Origin of the sequence: Nitrososphaera sp., assembly GCF_037447015.1 — an archaeon.
Taxonomy (GTDB): domain Archaea; phylum Thermoproteota; class Nitrososphaeria; order Nitrososphaerales; family Nitrososphaeraceae; genus Nitrososphaera.
Genome location: NZ_JBBIHK010000002.1, coordinates 37,669 through 55,138, shown reverse-complemented (window position 1 = coordinate 55,138; position 17,470 = coordinate 37,669). Strand labels below are relative to the sequence as shown.

Here is a 17,470-nt window from a genome sequence, read left to right as displayed (position 1 = left end):
GTCAATTTTTCGGCGCCCCCCCTCCTCCTCCTGCCCCACTACTGCTGCCGCCTTTGTTACCACCGGCCATCAGCCCCGCCCTCGTCGCGTGTATGGCCTTGACCGCCTCTGCAACGCTAGTTCCCTTGTCCTCGAGCACTATCAGTATCCTTGACGTTTCTTCCTGCGCGTCCAGGTTCAAAATGTTGATGTCATGCTCGCTCACCGTGCTTGACGCAGTCGAGGCTATCTTGGGCACGCGCCACATCTCGTCGCCTATCAGCGTCACCACCGCACGGCCGTACACCACCTCGGCCTTTGGGTAGTACGCCCGGAAGTGGCGCTCGTGCCTCCTTACATAGTCGGCGTCCAGGAACAGCAGCCGGGTCATCTCGGTGTCGTCCCTGAAATAGGGAGACAGCTTGACAAAGTCGTGGTACTGCTTGTCCCGCTCAAGGTTGGCTATGAGGTGCGACGCCGATATGGCCTCCATCCTGACGATGGCGCAGTTCTTTTTTCCGGTGACTATTTTTATCGGGTTTGACGACGCGTCCGTGGCTGGCAGCGAGCGCTTGATTATAGTGACGCTTTCCGGCCGGCCCATGTCCGTTATTGCAATCGGGATGTCCAGCTCGTTGTCGTCTATCTCCTTTATCGCTATCGGGTCGAGGATCTTCATGCCAAACATTCCCGCAATCCGTGCCTCGTTGTACGACAGATAGTGGACGAAATCGAGCCCCTCCTTCACTATCTTGGGGTCGGCGCTCAGGACCGCGCTGTCCTTTTCAAACGATATACGGGTCTCGTACCCTTTGTGCGACGAGAGGATTATGGCAATGTCTGCCGCGGTGCGGTCAGAGCCCCCCCGCTCGTAGGTGGTTTCAAGCCCGTCGGCCGTCTTGCCGATAAAGCCGCCCATCGACACCACGTCGTTCTTTTCTATCAGCTCTATCAGGTGGCCGGCGGCCTGCCTCGACTCGGCTGCCATAAAGTTGGCCGCTTCAAAGTTGTCGTCGGTGATAATCGGCCAGTGCTCGATTGGCACGTGCGCCGCCTTTATGCCGTATGCCCTCATCACGTACCCCATCAGGTAGCACATGGTCACCTCGCCGCTGTACGCAAGCGTCCTGCTGCGTATTACGTCCACGAACCGCCTGTTCTCTGCGGCGACTTTCAGTGAGATGATCACCTGCCTGTAGAACTTGTCGAGCTGGTCCAGGAACTCTTTTTTCTCTGCCTCATCCTTGACGTGGCGCGCCGCTATCCTCTCGTAGACCTCCCGCAGAACCTCGATGTCGACAGGGTTTGAAGCGGCATAGTTGCGGCCCACCTTGATGGCCACGTCGGTCATAGAGCTCACCTTGCCGTCGTACTCTATGAGCGGGGCCGAAAAGACGGCGACGACCTTGGACCCGGCCTGCAGCATCTGCTTGAGCCTGTCCATTATCTTGGGGATGAGCACGCCGTCGGCTCCAAGCGCGCTGCCGCCAAACTTGGCGACTGTTATCGGGGTCGTCGGGGTGGAGTGGGTCAAGTAGGGCTAGAGCGTCAGGCTCCATATATTAAAGATAGGACGGTGGCCACGGCGCGAGCTCTTCATGCACATACGCGTTTTGGATAAATAGGGTCTGCGCAGAGAGGAGGAGAAGGCACATGGGAAGAAAGGGCGACGATGATGGCGACGACGATGAATGCATCAGGTGCGGCGGCAGGATGGTGCACGTCGGCTTCAAGATATACCGCTGCCAGGTTTGCGGCCACGAGGAAAAGCCGGAAGACCTGATGTAGGCCGCCATTTTTGAGCCTGCAGGGAAATTTTTGGACGCTGTCAAGCTGGCTGCTGATTTCACGTTTCCTCTTTTTTGTAAAATCACTGGCGACCAGCCGCAAACTTGCAGCTACAAGAATGTAAGATTATTCTGCTAATCACAGAGGCAATCGATAAAACAATCCCAACTGTTTATACGAATATGGCCTCAGGTATGCAAAGGAAAAGCTTTGATTCTCCGGATGAAACACGAAAATTTGAGAACGGAAAGATGGACATTGCAAAGCTGGGAGACACCACGATTGGCCGAATAAACTTTGAACCTGGCTGGAAGTGGTCAACATCTGTCAAACCGCTAGTCAAGACGAACAGTTGCCAGCAACACCATACAATGTACGTGATATCAGGCAGGATGAGGGTAAGGATGGATGACGGAACCGAGCAGGAATTTGGTCCCGGAGATACGGGAGTAGTTCCACCCGGTCACGATGCTTGGGTAGTTGGAAATGAGCGATGCGTCGCAATAGACTTTACGGGAGCAAAGACATACGCCAAGCAATAGATTTTAGACGCTGTCGAGCTGGCTGCTGATTCTCCGACGTGCAAAAAGAGGGGTCAGATAGGGTTGATGGGGCGGACAATGTTAAATTAGGGCGCTATTTTAGAGGCCAAATAACTTTTCTAAAGATTTTCTTTGGATACAGTCTTTGCCATTTAAGAGCCACGCAAAGCCGTTTATCCTGAGAATGCTGTTTATCTCTCTCGTCAAGTCTGCTTCTCAATTCATTCTTTGCAATAGACCTTGACGCAGTCCTTTTTTGTTTGATACGTTGACCTTCTCTAGCCTCTTTCCAAGCTGGACTGCAAAATTGCTGCTGTTTGCTTCCGTACCCTTCACTATCAGATCTTTAATCCTGTCGTGACCAAGGCCGAGGCCTATTCTGCGGCTTCAGCAGGTCGTTCCATCGGGCAGCCAGCGTGCATAAGGAACGGGCGTCTGAAAATCCTTTATACCATATTGCAGCTCTCTCCACCAGAGAGATACACACATGAGCACGCAGATGAGCAGCGCAAGGCGGGGCATCGCAACGGAGGAGATGAAGCAGGTTGCAAAGGAGGAAGGCGTCAGCCTTGACTACATCGTCCGGCGCGTCGCCACCGGCTCTATAATCATCCCGAAAAACAATGCAAGGAAGCAAAAGATCGTCAGGGCGGTCGGCATCGGCAAGGGCCTGAAGACAAAGGTGAACGTCAACATCGGCACGTCCACCCTGTACCAGAACCTGGACGAGGAGGTCTCCAAGGCCAAGGTCGCAGTCAAGTACGGCGGAGACACCATCATGGACCTGTCAGACGGCGGCGACCTCGACCTGATAAGGGAAAAACTGCTCGAAGCAGCGCCCATAACCTTCGGCACGGTCCCGGTCTACCAGGCGTACGCAGTGGGAGTCGCCAAAAAGAACCCACTCGACATCACCGAAGACGACTTTTTGAACGCGTTTGAAAAGCACGCCAGGGACGGCGTCGACTATACGACCATTCATTCAGGCATAACGAGGGAGCTTGCCGGGCGCGTCCTGGAGGTAAAGAGGCACGCAGGGATCGTTTCAAAGGGCGGCACCATCACGGCGGCGTGGATGCTCAGGCACGAAAAGGAGAACCCCTACCTGCAGCACTTTGACTACATGTGCGAGATCGCCAGGAAATACGACGTCACCTTCAGCCTGGGCGACGCGCTGAGGCCCGGCTCGATACTGGACTCCCACGACGAGCTGCAGGTGGCCGAGATGATAAACGTCTCGCGGCTTGCCAAGAGGGCGCACGAAAAAGATGTCCAGGTGATGATAGAGGGCCCCGGCCACGTGCCGCTGAACGAGGTGGCCGCAAACGTCAGGCTGGCCAAGTCGCTCATAGGCGACGTGCCGTACTACGTGCTCGGGCCGCTTGTGACCGACATTGCCGCAGGGTACGACCACATAGCAAGCGCCATCGGGGCCGCCGTGGCCGCGGCGGAGGGGGTAGACCTGCTGTGCTACCTGACGCCGGCGGAGCACCTGGCGCTGCCAAGCGCCGAGGAAGTCAAGGAGGGCCTGATAGCGTACAGGATAGCCGCGCACGCCGGCGACCTGGTAAAGATCAGGGAAAGGGCGATCAGGTGGGACGCGGCGATGACCGAGGCGAGGCGCACGCTGGACTGGGAGAAGCAGATATCGCTTTCAATCAACCCCGAAGAGGCAGAGCGCATCCACACCAGGCAAGGCCAGCACCCCGGCAACAACGTGCCTTGCACCATGTGCGGCTCGGCGTGCGTATACATCATGCTGCCGCAGCAGAGGCGGCAGCAGCAGAAAAACAAAGTAGAAGAGGAGGAGGAGAAGAAAGGCGGGGCGGAGGCGGCCGCCGCCTCCTTCTCCCCGTGATAGGCCGGGACGGATTTTTCTTTTCTTCTTTTTCTTTTTTGTTGCTGTTGCTGTTGCTGCTGATGCACACATACTGTGTGCGTGTGTGCATGTACAGAAAAAAGAGAGGAGACAGGCTTCGCTCGCTCACTCGCTCAGGGCCGTCGTCCTCGAGCAGGGTCGGGCCGATGCCCACATAGCGGCACTGAACCTGTCAATCCCTTCCGAGGGTGCCCTTTCAAAAAGATTGTGAAGAATCAGATCAATTGTGATATTTAGATAAATATTGCCACTGGATTAAATTCCGGAAAGGTGGTCTAGTGGATTCCCTGACAAGAATATTGCTCAACAGGAATATCCCGTTTGTGAGCTGCGCCGGGGTAAGGGGCGCAAGCGGCGTCCTCCACCGTTTCGACCTGCTCATCACGTACGACGGCAGCCGGTTCGGTCTGGACTATGCGCGCGGCGAGGAGGAGGACGCGATCAGGGCGTACGTAAAGTGGCTCGACACCGGCCTGAAAGTCATGCTGGCCCTGAGAGACAGGTCGGACGACGCAGCCGCCTTTCTCCTGTCATACTATGACATACGCCGCATCCGGCTCTACGAGCCGTGCTTTGAGGACGAGCTGCTGGACGCCCTCGGCTACAGGGGGCCGGCTCGCCCTTTGACCAACAACGGGGAGTTCGCGTGAGGCAGAGCAGGAACTCGCTTGCGTCGCTGCTGAGAGAGGCATTTGGCAGCTCGCGCTTTGAAATGCTGCTCAGCCTGAACAAGAGCCGGAGCAAGATGTCCTCCCTGTCGCGGGAGCTGAACCGGCCGGTCCAGGAGATACACAGGAACGCCGTCAAGCTCGCAGAGATGGGGCTTATCGAGAAAGAGCCCGACTCGATGCTGAACGTCACCGAGGCGGGCAGGATTTTGCTGTCGCTCCTGCCGCCCATCGAGTTCGTCTTCCGGCACCAGGCGTATTTCATGGTGCACACCCTTTCGTACCTGCCGGGCAGGTTCGTCCACACCATAGGCGCGCTGGGCAGCTGCAAGATGATGCACGGCGCAGCGGCCATATTCGACAAGACCGCCTACATGTGCAAAGACGCGCGCCACCTCAGGGCAGTCGCCGCCCAAGTGACCAGGGACCACATGAAAAACGCCGGCGAGTTTGTCCGGCGCGACGGCGCCCGCATCTCGTACATATTCGGCGAGAACACCGTGGTCCCAAAGGGCCGGGCGCAGCTTTTGAGCGAGATCCAGTGGAAAGACTATTTGCAGAAAGGCAAGGTCGAGAGGAGGATGGTCAAGAGGGTCAACCTCCACCTGGTGGTGACCGAGGCCGGGGCGTGCGTGATGTTCCCGTACCTGAACGGCGAGGTGGACATGAACGCCATGTTCTACGGGGACGGCGACGACTTTCTGAAATGGTGCAACGACCTGTTTTCAGAGATGTGGAACGGCGCAGGGAGGTTTGACGACTCCAAGCTCGTGGAGATAGGATAGGATAGGGTAAGATGATAGCGGCAGAGCCGCCAATGCCACCAAGAAGTAGAAATAGCAGAAAACGCATTATGTACTCCTTATGAGCGCATCATCATCGACAACAATAACTCCCGAAGTGCAGCAGCTGCTCAAGGGCAAGAATTTTGCTTCGTTTGCGACGCTGATGAAGGACGGCTCGCCGCAGGTCACGCCGGTGTGGATAGACACCGACGGCCAGGCGGTACTCGTCAACACCGCCGCCGGCAGGACAAAGGAGAAGAACGTGAAATCGGACAGCCGCGTCGCCCTGTCAGTCTACGACAGCGCAAACCCCTACAACATGGCGACCATCAGGGGCAGGGTGGAGGACATCACGGAGCAGGGGGCCGACGCGCACATCGACCAGCTTGCCAAGCGCTACCTGGGCCTTGACAAGTACCCGTTCAGGGCGCCGGGCGAAAAGAGGATAATACTGCGCATCAGGCCGGAGCGCATATTCCACATGAAGCCGCCGGGCTAGGGCAGCAAAAGGCCAGAGATTATCTCTCTGCTGCCGCCTTTTTTATGCGCCGGATCCATGCAGAGATCAGCTGTCTGCGACTGGAATCGGCTCCTTCGGTGGCTCTGCTGCCGCCGCCAAAAAAAGTGTTATAGCCGACAAAGCACAAGTAGACGTTTTTGCTCCTGTCAATGATTATTTGCCAAGCAAAGGTTTCGCGTTTTTGCCTCTCCTGACGTGCTGGACGTTCTTGCGACCCTGTCAAACAATGACCCCATAAAGATCAAAATCGATCAAGCAATAGGCGGGATGAAGCAGGACATGAATCTAGGAGACTGTATCAAAAAAAGAGCTCTGGTCTGAAAAATATACCAGAACGCACGAGGTTACCAGCCTTTACAGATGCGAGGTAGCGGCAACCACAGACTGATCTATACTATCAGGGGCAGGAGAGAGGACAAGATCTACCAGCTCTTGGATTTGCTTACGAATAAAGAATATGACTGACATTCTCAGACTGCAAGGTTTTAGTTGGTTACCAAATGGGAAGGATAGCTGCTGGATCAGGATGCAGAGCTAGCATACTCAAACTTTAACTCGCTACAACCATAATCAAAGAATACGAAAGACAGGTATCTACTGATAATTGGAATAGGCATTGCAAGTCTTTTGATTTACATTTATGCCACAATCTTATCTCCAGTCCAATTGCACATAGTTTTGGCTTGTAGAGGAAATGATACACAATCAACGGAGTGTTACGACAACTGGAGCATCATGTTAGACGATGCCCTTCTTGACCAAAGTCCACAACTGAGGGAAGGGCTAGTCAAGGTTCTTAATGTGAAACCATTTCTGACAAATCCGCCCGTGTACACGGTCAATATGAACATGGCAGAATTTGACTCCATGAACCGCATGTTGGTAGATACACATTCAGATGCTCTTCAACACTATCCACACAGGTCAACGCCGACTCTGACTCTGTTCCCAAAAGGCAATTCTATCGTCTCCGTAAATTACAATGGAAGTTCCTATCAGCTAGTACCCACTTACTCATTCTTTCGGCCACTCGGTCAATTTCTTGGGTGAAATCTGATGTATCTTTACTAGAAGTCATGTCATAAATAGTCAAACGCGGTAATTGTCGAATGGCTGATCACTCTTCCTGCCTGATCTTGACTACATGATATTGGTTTTTGGATGACGGGTCATTTATGAGACGACTTTATCAGCTCCCGCCTTGCAACAAAACCTCCCGATGCGCAACAACGGAAGAAAACTCCCGTTTATGCACCAGAACTTGACAGGCTGTTTGGCTATAGCACGACATAGCTAGTTATAGTTGCTATAGCTCTGTCGATTCTTCCAGAGATTTTCTTGCTCTTTTGCCTTCTACGAATATCCAGACTATCGAGCCATCCCTGTTCTGTGCTATCTTGTTCGATCTTTCCAGGTAGGAAAGCGCCACGCCAAGGGTCCCGTACTGGACGCCCCGGGGCAGCGACTTCCAGAGCTTGGTCTTTGATTCAAAGTACTGTCCTTTCCGGATGGTATCTTCGATCATTTCCAGGGTGTCAAGGCGGGGCATGATGGTCCGCCTGCGCGAAGACGGCGGGGACGAAGAGCGCTTTCCCGGAGCAATTCGACCCGGCTTTGACCGTTTTAAAATGCTCATTTATCGCTCATCTCCTGTGTGTGCGTGCGCGCATGTGTGCGTGTATGTCACCTATTCTGGATCGGGTTGACTAGTTATACATTAATGTATATACAACTATGTATATTACCCGCCAATGTCAGACAGGACAGCAGGGAAGCGACACGACGTTTGCATCAGGCACCGGCAAGGTTGGAAATTATCTCTGCCGCCTTTTTTGCACCCTGCGACCCCAGGACCGGGCCGCGCCCTCCAGCAGCCAGCTTTTCCTCCATCAGCTTTTCCAGTCGAAAAATATCTTCGTATTTGTAGCCGAGCCTGGCGGCCCCCTGCTCCTGCTCGAAATGGCCCTTTATCGGGATAAAGATGCCGGGCGTGCCGTACGCGATGGACTCGTCCATCGTGGACCTGCCGGCAAGCGACACGACAAGGTCGGCGGCGTAGACGAGCTCGTGCAGGTTGTCCACGAACCCCATGTTGCGGTACTTGCCGCCTTCCGGTTGCGGCAGCTGGAGCGACGGGCCGGGCACCACCACAAGGTCGCAGTCGAGCCGGGGGCGCAACCTTTCATATGCTTCCATCGCCTTTTCTATCAGGTAGCGGCCGGCGTCCGTCCCCCCTATGCTCACCACTATTGTCTTTCTGGTAAAGCCAAAGCGGGCGCGCAGCTCGTCCCGGCCGGCAGACGCCTCGCGCACTATCGGGCCCACATAGGCGAAGTTGTCCCGGTCGTCGCCCAAGTCGGGGATGATGACCCGCTCGCACTTGCCCATCATGTCCTTCATTGCGCCGTTCATCTTTTTCTCCAAAAGGGACGCCGCGCCTTTTGTAAAGTGCGTCTCCAGTATGTCTGTCACCAGCACCCTCTTTTTCCTGCCAAGCTCCTCTGCTACTGCTATCGAGGCAAAGTCCTCGTCGCTCACTATCACAGAGCTTGTGGGATGCTTTTGCAGTACGCCCCTTGCCGCCTCCTTGCACCTCTTGTAGTACGAGTAGTAGGCCATCAGCCACCGGAACGACTGCCGCAGCTGCCCGTTTTCTACGACGAATTTCTCGGGCCTGTACAGGTCGAGGACAGGATAGCCTCTCTTTTCGATGAGGCGCGCCGCGCCCATGCCAGAGACAAAGAGCACGTCATCGTTCTGAAGCTTTTCGGCGATGGCAATGTCGCGGGTGGCGTGGCCCAGCCCTATCGGGCTGGCAAAAAACGGCAGCGTCGGCATGTCACATCGATATTAGCTTGACGTGGTCCATCTTTTTGTTGGACTGGAACTCTTTGGTCATGCGCTTGACCTCCTCTGCGTCCCCCTTGAGAAGAAAGAGCTCCAGGCACCTGTCGCCCCTTATCTTGCTGTGAAGGTGGGTCTGCACAAGGTCGTCATAGTCGTGCTTCATCTCTGTCACCTGCTTTTCCGACTCCTCGTTGTGCACCACCATCAGGAGCGCGTGCACAAAGCCGACGAGGTTCTGCCTGTCTTTTTCTTCGGCGGCGAGCTGGCGGATGCCTGCCCTCACTATCTCGGACCTGCCGGAGAACCCGAGCGCCTTTTGCAGGCCGTCCATCTCGTTCAGTATGTCGTCGTTGAGTGACACGCTTACTATCGGCATCTTTTTCTTCTGCCTACCTTGTTATTAACAACTTTATAAAGACTTCCATAGATATTATTAATAAAAGTATATATTCTTAATAACCCTAGCAAGAGCAGTTGAAACAGCGAGACGCCGCGCTCGTCGCAATTGCGGTGGTGGTGCCGCTTGCCATGCTTGCCACAGTCTACACGGGAGCTAGGCCGGGCCAGCAGGAGGGCGATGGCAGCAATAATGGCAGGCTAAGGGTGGTCGCCTCTTTTTACCCGCTCTATGATTTTGCGTCGCACGTGGCAGGCGACAGGGCAGAGGTGTCGAGTCTGATCCCGCCCGGGATAGAGCCCCACGACTGGGAGCCGTCCCCCGGCGACATCAACAGGGCAAGGTCTGCCGACCTGCTGGTGATAAACGGCGCCGGCTTTGAGAGCTGGACCGGCGGGATAGAGGCCAAGAGGGTTGTCAACACGGGCCAGGCGGCATTTGCAAACGCAGAAAATAAAGAAGACCCGCACATCTGGCTCGACCCCGTGCTTGCCAAGGGGCAGGTGGCGGCAATCGCATCCGCCCTTGCAGAGGCAGATCCTGCCAACGCCCAGTACTACCTGAAAAACGCGGCCGGCTATGCAGCAAGGCTGGACGCGCTCGACTCTTCCATAAAGTCAGGACTGGCAAACTGCGAAAAGTCCGACTTTATCGCGTTCCACGACGCATTTGGCAGGTTTGCAGAGCGGTACGGCCTGCGCCAGCACCCGGTGCAAGGCATGTCGCCGGAAGGCGAGGTGCTCCCGCAGCAGGTGCAGCAGGCAGTCGTACTCGCAAACGAGCTTGGCATCGACACCATCTATTCCGAAGAGCTGGTGGACAGCCGGCTTGCAGAGGTCATCGCAGCCGAGATACCCGGCGGCAGGGTGCTAGTGCTGAGCCCCGTGGAGGGCATAGACAGAGAGGAACTGGCGCAGGGCGTCGGCTACGTAGAAAAGATGGAGGCAAACGTCTCTGCGCTAAAGGAGGGGCTGCAATGCGCGCAGTAGTAGTCGAGCTGGAGCACGTCTCGTTCTCGTACGGCAGCACGCTGGTGCTCGACGACATCTCGTTTACGGTGGAAAAGGGCGACCTGCTTGGCATGATAGGTCCAAACGGCGCCGGCAAGACCACGCTCTTTTCGTGCATGCTCGGCCTGCTCTCCGGCTACAGGGGCGCCATCAGGATTTTCGGCGAGGACATCAGGAAAAACACCAAAATGCTGCGCAGGGTGGGCTACATCCCGCAGAGGATGTCAGTCGAGCGCGGCTTTCCGGCCACGGTGGAAGAAGTGGTGGCGCTTGGCATAACCCGGCAATTGAAAGAAAAGAGCGAGGGCGAGCGCGTGGCGTCTGCCCTCGAGACCGTCGGGCTCTCCTCTCTGAAAGAGAAAAGGATAGGGGAGCTCTCTGGCGGCCAGCAGCAGCGCGTGCTCATCGCAAAGGCCATAGTGAACGAACCGGAGCTCCTGATACTGGACGAGCCGGCGACCGGCATCGACGTTGAGACGCAGAACAAATTCTACGAGCTCTTGCGAACGCTCAACAGGGATGGGGAAGGCATCACGATAATCTGGTCCTCGCACGACCTGGAGGCGGTGAGCAGCCTCGCAAGCGACGTGGCGTGCATCAACCGCAGCATGTTCTTCCACGGCAGGGCGCACGAGTTCTTTGCAGACCCGGAGAAGGTCAGGATGTACTCGGAGTCGAGCATGCAGCAGCACATGCACGACCATCATCACCACCATCATTAGGATGGGCAGATAGTAATAATGGTGCTTGAAATCCTCGAATTTGGCTTTATGCAGAGGGCGCTCATAGCCGGCGTCGCAGTCGCCATAACCACGTCGGTCATCGGGCTGTTCCTGGTGCTCAGGCGCAACTCGCTCTTTGGCGACGCGCTCTCTCATGTGGCGTTTGGCGGTATAGCAGTCGGCCTCGTCGCCAACATTTACCCATTGTGGACCGGCCTTGGGCTCTCCATCCTCGGGGCGCTTGGGATGACGAAGCTGCGCCAGTCGTCTGCTGCCAGGATACCGGCGGACGCGACCGTGGCGATACTGCTGTCGTCTGGGCTTGCGCTTGGCATACTGCTTGTGAGCGCGACCGGCGGCTTTACGCTCGACCTGTTCAGCTTTCTGTTTGGGAGCATCCTGCTTGTGAGCATCAACGACACGCTTGCGATACTTGCGATGGCCGGTGCGGTGCTTGCCGCAGTCGTCGTCCTGTACAAGAAACTGATGTATATCACGTTTGACGAGGAGCAGGCCAGGGTGAGCGGCCTCCCGATCTCGGCGCTCAACTACCTGTTTGTCGTACTTGCAAGCGTCACGGCAGTGGTGTCGATGCGGCTGGTCGGGATACTGCTGGTGTCGGCGCTGATAGTGATACCAAACGTCACGGCCCTCCTCTTTGGGAGGGGGTTCAAAAAGACGGCGCTCGTCTCCCTGTCGGTGTCCGTGTTTTCGGTGGTGACGGGGATAGCCGTGTCGTACGCGTTCAACCTGGCGCCGGCGGGAACGATTGTGCTCGTGTCCACGGCCACGTTCATCACCGCGCTTGCGGGGAAAGTCCTAGTGGCGAAAAAGAGGCGCGCCGCGCCTGCAGCAGAGGCCAAGGCATAGCTGCTAATGTTGCTACTACGTCATGCGCACAACATTTCAGAAAAAGAACGCAGGCAGTCAGGATTTTAGCGGCAGGGTGAAAGCAAAGGTCGCCCCTTCTCCTCCTTTCTCCCTGTTGTTGTTCTCTGCCCATATTTTGCCCCCGTGCGCCTCCACTATCGCTTTAGAGATGTACAGCCCCAACCCTGTGCTTGTCCCAAGCTCGGACTTGCCGGCAAATTTCTGGAACAGCCGGGGCATTATTTCCGGGTCTATGCCGCGGCCGGTGTCAGACACGGACACCTGGAGTTCTTCTTGCCCGCTGCCGTCTGCCTTTTTCTTTTTTTCCAAGCTAATAGTTATCGTTCCCTTTTCAGTGAATTTTATTGCGTTGTTCACCAGATTGGCAAGCACCTGCCTTATCCTGTAGCCGTCCACTTCTGCAGTCACCGGCTCTGTCGGGACGCTAACTACAAATTCAACGCTATCGCGTGCCTTCACCTGCCTCCTTGCATCTTCGATGGCGTCGGATACCAGGGCCACGATGTCCACCTGCTGTTTATTCAGCTTCAGCATGCCTGATTCAATCCTTGTCGCATCAAGGATGTCTGCAGACAGCCGCTCCAGGCGCTGCGCGTTCCTTGCGATCAGCCGCAGCTCCTGCTTGCTTATCAGCACTTTTTCTTGCGTATCTTCTTCTTCTTCTTCTTCTTCTTCTGCTTTTTTGGAGCCAATGTCAAACGTGCTTGCGATCATCAGGATGGGCTGTATGGGCGTCCTCAGTTCATGGGCGGCTATGTTGATGAACTCTTTTTGCATCCTGTCGTGCTTTTTCAGCTGCTCGTTTGCCTCTTCAAGCTGCGAGCTGTACTCTTCCAGCTGCCTGTTGGCATCCTGCAGCTTTTTGTTGTTATCTGCAAGCGCCGCCACTGTGTCCTGCAAGTCCTCAGTCATGGTAGTCAGCTCCTCCGTCTTTTCGTTCACCGCCTTGTGGAGGATCGAGCCCCACCTCATCACAAATACAAAGAGTACTGCTATTGCCGCGATGACTGACGCCAGCATTGCAACGGTCTGCAATCTCTGGACCGACAGGACATCGTTCACCTGGCCGTATATTGTGGCAGTAGGCGTGCCATAGACGACGGACATCACCTGCTCGCCCCTGTAAAAGACGGGGTAGGAGACTACGAGCCTTTCTCCAAACCCTGCTTCAAATAACGCCGATCCCTGCTTGCCTTCCAGGATGACGTCTGAATAGAGCTTGTGTAGCTGCGGGTTGTGGTTTGCCAGCTCCTGTATTTCGTCGCTGAAAAAGTTCTTGCCTATTACGTCGGTAAGACCTGCGACCAGGTAGTTGCCCTCCCTGTCAAGTGCGACTATGTATTCAGAGTTGATGTCAAGCACGTTGCCATAGCGCCCGAAAAACTCGATGGATGGGAGGGCTGCCACCAGCATGCCAAGGTGTTCCCGGCCGCCTCCTTTCCCTTCACCTGTTATTGGCACGGCAATCCCCACGCCAAACTTGCCGTTCCTGTCCATGAGACCTTCCGAGATGACGGGCTTTGAGGTCTGTTTTGCGTTTACTATGTAATCTCTGAACGATGCGTCGATGCCCACGAGCTCCGGGTAATTGGTGCTGTATGTGACGACGTTGTCTCTGTTCAGAAGGACGATGCCGTCGACCAGAGTAAAGCTGTTAATTTCCGCATTAGCTTCCTTTAGCAGGTTCGCAACCTCCGGGTCATCCAGCTCGCCACTCTGAAGCGCAGGCTGGCTTGCCAGTAGCTGGAGCCTCAGCACGATAGAGTCAATGTCAGACGAAATGTGCTTGCTCAGCGACCTTGCAGTCTCTGTCAGCCTCTCCTTTTGCTGCTCCAGCAGGGCTTTTTTCACGTTCTCCTCTGCCGCAGAACCAAAGGCGGCGTAAGAGCCAAAGGCGATGGCCGCAACGGCGGCTATTGCAACCAGTGGTAGCAAGACTACAGTAGCGGAGGAGAGAGAAGAAGAAGACCGCCTCTCCCTATTGTCACGTTGCCTTGACAACAGGATGGGTGCCGTATCCTGATAGATATAGTATATGGAGAACGGTGTTTTTGCCGCCTTTCAAGCGTCAGGAGATCAGGGGAACTGGAATGCCATCTCTCTCGCTCCTCCGGATTCCAGCCAAGCCTGACCCCGTCATCTTGCCTCTTTCTTTTACAGATGCCTGCGTATGCGTGTGATGATACATACGAGAATGACAATTTAATGACTTTTGCAATTTGCCCATAGAGCGAGGCTTCTTTCTTCCTTTTACTTCATCTTTTCGCCGGCGGCTTGCGTGAAAAAGCAGGCCGGTTGTTTTGTTGAGCATGGATTGATGGATGGGAGGAAGGCAGGAGGCAGGGCAGCCAAAAGTCAGGACTTTAGCGGCAGGGTAAAGCTGAACGTCGCTCCCTTGCCCTTCTTCTCCTTTTCTTTACCATCCTGTTTGTTATTTTCAGCCCAGATCTGGCCCCCGTGCGCCTCCACTATCGCTTTAGAGATGTACAGCCCCAACCCTGTGCTTGTGCCCAGCTCGGACTTGCCTGCAAATTTCTGGAACAGCCGGGGCATTATTTCGGGGTCGATGCCGCGGCCGGTGTCAGACACGGACACCTTGGCTTCTTTTTGCTGCCCGCCATCGTCGATCTTTTCCAGGCCCACGGTTATCGTGCCTTTCTCTGTAAACTTGATGGCGTTGTTCAGGAGGTTTGCCATCACCTGCCTTATGCGGTAGCTGTCCACCGGGGCGACCACGGGCCCCTTTTCTTTTGGCGGCAGGTTCAGGGCGAACCTGACGTGGCCGTCTGCTATCGCAGCCTGGTTCTTGGCGTCGTCGACTGCTTCCGATATTAGCGCCGCAAGGTCTGTGTCCTCTTTGCTCAGCTTTAGCGTGCCCGACTCTATCCTTGTAACGTCCAGTATGTCTGACGACAGCCTCTCCAGCCGTCGAGCATTTCTGGCGATCAGCCGCAGCTCCTGCCTGCTCAGCTGCACCGTTTGCTCTCCTTCTTTCTCCTCTTGCGTTTCTTCTTTTTGGGAGGGGTCGACCTCAAACGTGCTTGCGATCATCAGGATGGGCTGTATGGGCGTCCTCAGTTCATGGGCGGCTATGTTGATGAACTCTTTTTGCAGCCGGTCAGACTCTTTGAGTTTTGCTATCAGCGCCGCCTCCGACCACAGCGTTTCAAACATTCTCGAATAGGACGCTACAAGCGACCTCTGGGTCAGGAGCATGGCCTGGCCTATCGCTTCTGCAAAGGTGGCTTTTGAGTCGTCCCGCATCTCGATCACCAGCGCCACCCTGCCGTCCACTATCACTTTGGTCGCCATCACCACCGCCGTCGTCGTCGCCGCCTCTGGCGACAACGATGATGCGGGCGATCTGGCAAGGAGCTGAACGTCTATGCCATGCTGGCGCAGCGCGGCAAACTCTTTTTCCGGCGGCTCTTTATCGCTGTCAGACGACGCCAGCAGCAGCCTGACCCTGACGCCTTCTTTTCCTTCTCCTCCTCCCCGGCGCGCCACCAGCTGCTCAAGCGCTGCAAGCACGCCCAGCTCCTTTTGCCTCCTCAGCGCCGAGACGGAAGGCAGGATGAGCTTGACCTCCTGCCTGGCAGAAGCCAGAATCTCCTTGTAGATGCCCTCTATCTTGGACGGGCTGGACAGGATGGCGCTTTCCATGTCGATGCTATAGCCAGACTCCAGGTCCTCGATCCTCTTCTGGGCGTCGATCCCGTCGTCCCACGTTTCTTCAAAGATGCGCCTGAAATGCTCGATATACGGCTGCTCGGTGCTGATGAGCAGGTTGCCGGGGATCCTGTCGCCCTGCACCCTTTCGACTATGCTGGCATACATCTTGTCGGTGACTGCGAAATAGTTGGGCGGCATGTTGCCTATGTGCCTCACCTGCACGCCGATTTCCAGGAACTCCTTGACGACATCGACGGCCTCCCTGTCGATGAACAGCGCGTAGCGTATACCCCCGTGCCGTCCTGCCTTGTGCATGGCGGCCAGCTTCTTGTAGAGGTCAAAGAGGATGCCGTGGCCCCGGACAAGCCGCATCACCTGTGGCGTCCCGGAGATCATCAGCTCGGAACAGGTTTCGACCATGCGCACGGTGCTTGCGACGATCTCTTTTGGGTCGCGCAGTACCCGGGTTTCCGGCGGCAGCACCCCTTCCTCTATCTCCCTTATCTTTTGTTCGGCCGGCACCGCCTTGCCCCAGAGGAGCTCAAAGAGGTATTGCTGCTGCTCCACGACCGGTTTTGCAGAGCTGTAGACCAGCTCGGGGATTGACTTTTCCTCTTCTTCTCTGTCAAGTATGCCGGCGGCAATGTACTCTGTTTCGCTCACCCCGAAATTGCCCTTGACGCCGTCGAGATGCCGCAGCTCGGCGTATTCCTGCAGCCGCTTGCAGTAGGCCAGGTTCTCCTTTGTTATCTCTGTGATGTACCGCCAGCGCACTCCCCTCGCCACCATGTCCGCAATCGCCTTTTTGAATTCGGGCACCTCAAAAGCAAGGGAAGGGCCTGCCGAGTTTGCGCAGACGGCGTACCGCTTTTTGGCGTTGACAGTCACCTGTACTACTGCAGGGGTGACTGCCTCTATACCGCGGAGAATCGTTGTTTCTTCTTTTAGTGGTGGCGGCGGTGGCGGTGATGGTGGTGTCGCGTCCCCTACCATGGCACGTATTAGCTATAGAGACGAGCCCGGATATTTAAAAGAAAGAATACACAGTTCTAGGATTTTTTTACCGTGGGATCTTTTGCCGGCTTGAAACTGGAAAAAGGAGCCGCTTGTGCTTCAAAAGAAAGAGAAAGAGAGAGAAAATGAAGAGGGCAGGCGGCGTCTGCTAGAACCCGAAGTCGCCGCCGCCGAAATCTCCTCCGCCTCCGGCGTCGCCGCCGTCTGCTCCGCCCCCGTCTGCGCCCGCAGCCCCGGCGTCAGCTCCAGCTCCCCCGGCGTCGCCGGCGAACTGGCTCTCTGCCGGCGTCATTGCGGCGCCCATGAGCGACATCATGGACATGAAGAACATGGCGTTCATTATGCCGGAGAACAGCATGAACGGGATCCACATCCTGTCGGAGCCCATCGAGTTCTGCATCTGCTGTATCTGGCCGTTTGAATACCACTGCTGGAACTGCTGGAACTTTTTCTCCAGCTCCTGCTTTTTTGCCATGAGCACGCGCATGCCCGTCTCGGTTATCGTGATCTCTTGCTTTTTGTTGCCGAAAAAGCCCTTTTTCTCGCTCACGATTATGAGGCGCTGCGCGGCCAGGTCGTTGACTATCATCTCTACCTGCGCCTTGTTCATCCTGGTCACGCTCGCTATCTTGCCTATCGACCTCATGCCCCTCGATATCGCGTCCAGCACCATAAAGTGCGGCGGGCTGTCGTTCACGCTTGACATATGGTAGATTGCTGCAAATCAGGATTTAAATTGTTTCCCGTCATCATCAT

The 17,470-nt window shown here is 55.7% G+C and carries 16 protein-coding genes; 9 read left to right on the top strand and 7 right to left on the bottom strand.

Going from position 1 to position 17,470, the window contains the following annotated elements; all coding sequences use genetic code 11:
* Position 1: 1 nt before the first annotated feature.
* On the bottom strand, positions 2-1,513 hold the full coding sequence (locus WKI84_RS01265) for an aspartate kinase (protein WP_337861700.1): 1,512 nt from the start codon (positions 1,511-1,513) through the stop codon (positions 2-4).
* A gap of 119 nt (positions 1,514-1,632) precedes the next feature.
* On the opposite strand from WKI84_RS01265, the gene WKI84_RS01260 reads away from it, so the two are divergent.
* The 6 genes from WKI84_RS01260 (at position 1,633) to WKI84_RS01235 (ending at position 6,140) form a co-directional block, all read left to right on the top strand.
* Complete coding sequence (locus WKI84_RS01260; protein WP_337861699.1) at positions 1,633-1,767, top strand: hypothetical protein; 135 nt, start codon at positions 1,633-1,635, stop codon at positions 1,765-1,767.
* Between the two features lie 104 nt (positions 1,768-1,871).
* Positions 1,872-2,309 (top strand): cupin domain-containing protein, encoded by a 438-nt coding sequence (locus WKI84_RS01255; protein WP_337861698.1) that lies wholly within the window; start codon positions 1,872-1,874, stop codon positions 2,307-2,309.
* Between the two features lie 487 nt (positions 2,310-2,796).
* Positions 2,797-4,167, top strand: coding sequence for a phosphomethylpyrimidine synthase ThiC (gene thiC, locus WKI84_RS01250; RefSeq protein WP_337861697.1), 1,371 nt, complete (start codon positions 2,797-2,799; stop codon positions 4,165-4,167).
* Positions 4,168-4,487: 320 nt separating this feature from the next.
* On the top strand, positions 4,488-4,838 hold the full coding sequence (locus tag WKI84_RS01245; RefSeq protein WP_337861696.1) for a hypothetical protein: 351 nt from the start codon (positions 4,488-4,490) through the stop codon (positions 4,836-4,838).
* Positions 4,835-5,641 carry a hypothetical protein gene (locus WKI84_RS01240; protein ID WP_337861695.1) on the top strand — a complete coding sequence of 269 codons (807 nt, stop codon included), beginning with the start codon at positions 4,835-4,837 and terminating at the stop codon, positions 5,639-5,641. Before WKI84_RS01245 ends, WKI84_RS01240 begins: the two co-directional genes overlap by 4 nt.
* Before the next feature lie 79 nt (positions 5,642-5,720).
* On the top strand, positions 5,721-6,140 hold the full coding sequence (locus tag WKI84_RS01235) for a PPOX class F420-dependent oxidoreductase (RefSeq protein WP_337861694.1): 420 nt from the start codon (positions 5,721-5,723) through the stop codon (positions 6,138-6,140).
* Between the two features lie 1,327 nt (positions 6,141-7,467).
* On the opposite strand, the gene WKI84_RS01230 is transcribed toward WKI84_RS01235, so the two are convergent.
* The 3 genes from WKI84_RS01230 to WKI84_RS01220 all read right to left on the bottom strand — a co-directional run bounded on the left by WKI84_RS01230 (position 7,468) and on the right by WKI84_RS01220 (position 9,384).
* Positions 7,468-7,710, bottom strand: coding sequence for a hypothetical protein (locus tag WKI84_RS01230; protein ID WP_337861693.1), 243 nt, complete (start codon positions 7,708-7,710; stop codon positions 7,468-7,470).
* A gap of 242 nt (positions 7,711-7,952) precedes the next feature.
* Complete coding sequence (locus WKI84_RS01225; protein WP_337861692.1) at positions 7,953-8,999, bottom strand: glycosyltransferase; 1,047 nt, start codon at positions 8,997-8,999, stop codon at positions 7,953-7,955.
* A gap of 1 nt (position 9,000) precedes the next feature.
* Positions 9,001-9,384 (bottom strand): CopG family ribbon-helix-helix protein, encoded by a 384-nt coding sequence (locus tag WKI84_RS01220; protein WP_337861691.1) that lies wholly within the window; start codon positions 9,382-9,384, stop codon positions 9,001-9,003.
* Between the two features lie 98 nt (positions 9,385-9,482).
* Between WKI84_RS01220 and WKI84_RS01215 the strand changes: the two genes are divergently transcribed.
* Genes WKI84_RS01215 through WKI84_RS01205 form a run of 3 tightly spaced genes read left to right on the top strand, consistent with a single transcriptional unit; the run spans position 9,483 to position 12,007 of the window.
* Positions 9,483-10,394: a zinc ABC transporter substrate-binding protein gene (locus tag WKI84_RS01215; RefSeq protein WP_337861690.1), complete on the top strand. Its 912-nt coding sequence runs from the start codon at positions 9,483-9,485 to the stop codon at positions 10,392-10,394.
* On the top strand, positions 10,382-11,137 hold the full coding sequence (locus WKI84_RS01210; protein ID WP_337861689.1) for a metal ABC transporter ATP-binding protein: 756 nt from the start codon (positions 10,382-10,384) through the stop codon (positions 11,135-11,137). Before WKI84_RS01215 ends, WKI84_RS01210 begins: the two co-directional genes overlap by 13 nt.
* Before the next feature lie 18 nt (positions 11,138-11,155).
* Entirely contained in the window at positions 11,156-12,007 is an 852-nt protein-coding gene (locus WKI84_RS01205; protein WP_337861688.1) for a metal ABC transporter permease, read from the top strand.
* A 57-nt stretch (positions 12,008-12,064) separates the two neighbouring features.
* Here WKI84_RS01205 and WKI84_RS01200 read toward each other — a convergent pair whose 3' ends face one another.
* The 3 genes from WKI84_RS01200 to WKI84_RS01190 all read right to left on the bottom strand — a co-directional run bounded on the left by WKI84_RS01200 (position 12,065) and on the right by WKI84_RS01190 (position 17,420).
* Positions 12,065-13,963 carry a sensor histidine kinase gene (locus WKI84_RS01200; RefSeq protein WP_337861687.1) on the bottom strand — a complete coding sequence of 633 codons (1,899 nt, stop codon included), beginning with the start codon at positions 13,961-13,963 and terminating at the stop codon, positions 12,065-12,067.
* A 420-nt stretch (positions 13,964-14,383) separates the two neighbouring features.
* Positions 14,384-16,693, bottom strand: coding sequence for a HAMP domain-containing sensor histidine kinase (locus WKI84_RS01195; RefSeq protein WP_337861686.1), 2,310 nt, complete (start codon positions 16,691-16,693; stop codon positions 14,384-14,386).
* Positions 16,694-16,862: 169 nt separating this feature from the next.
* Positions 16,863-17,420, bottom strand: a complete 558-nt coding sequence (locus WKI84_RS01190; protein WP_337861685.1) for a MarR family transcriptional regulator — start codon at positions 17,418-17,420, stop codon at positions 16,863-16,865.
* Positions 17,421-17,470 lie beyond the last annotated feature (50 nt).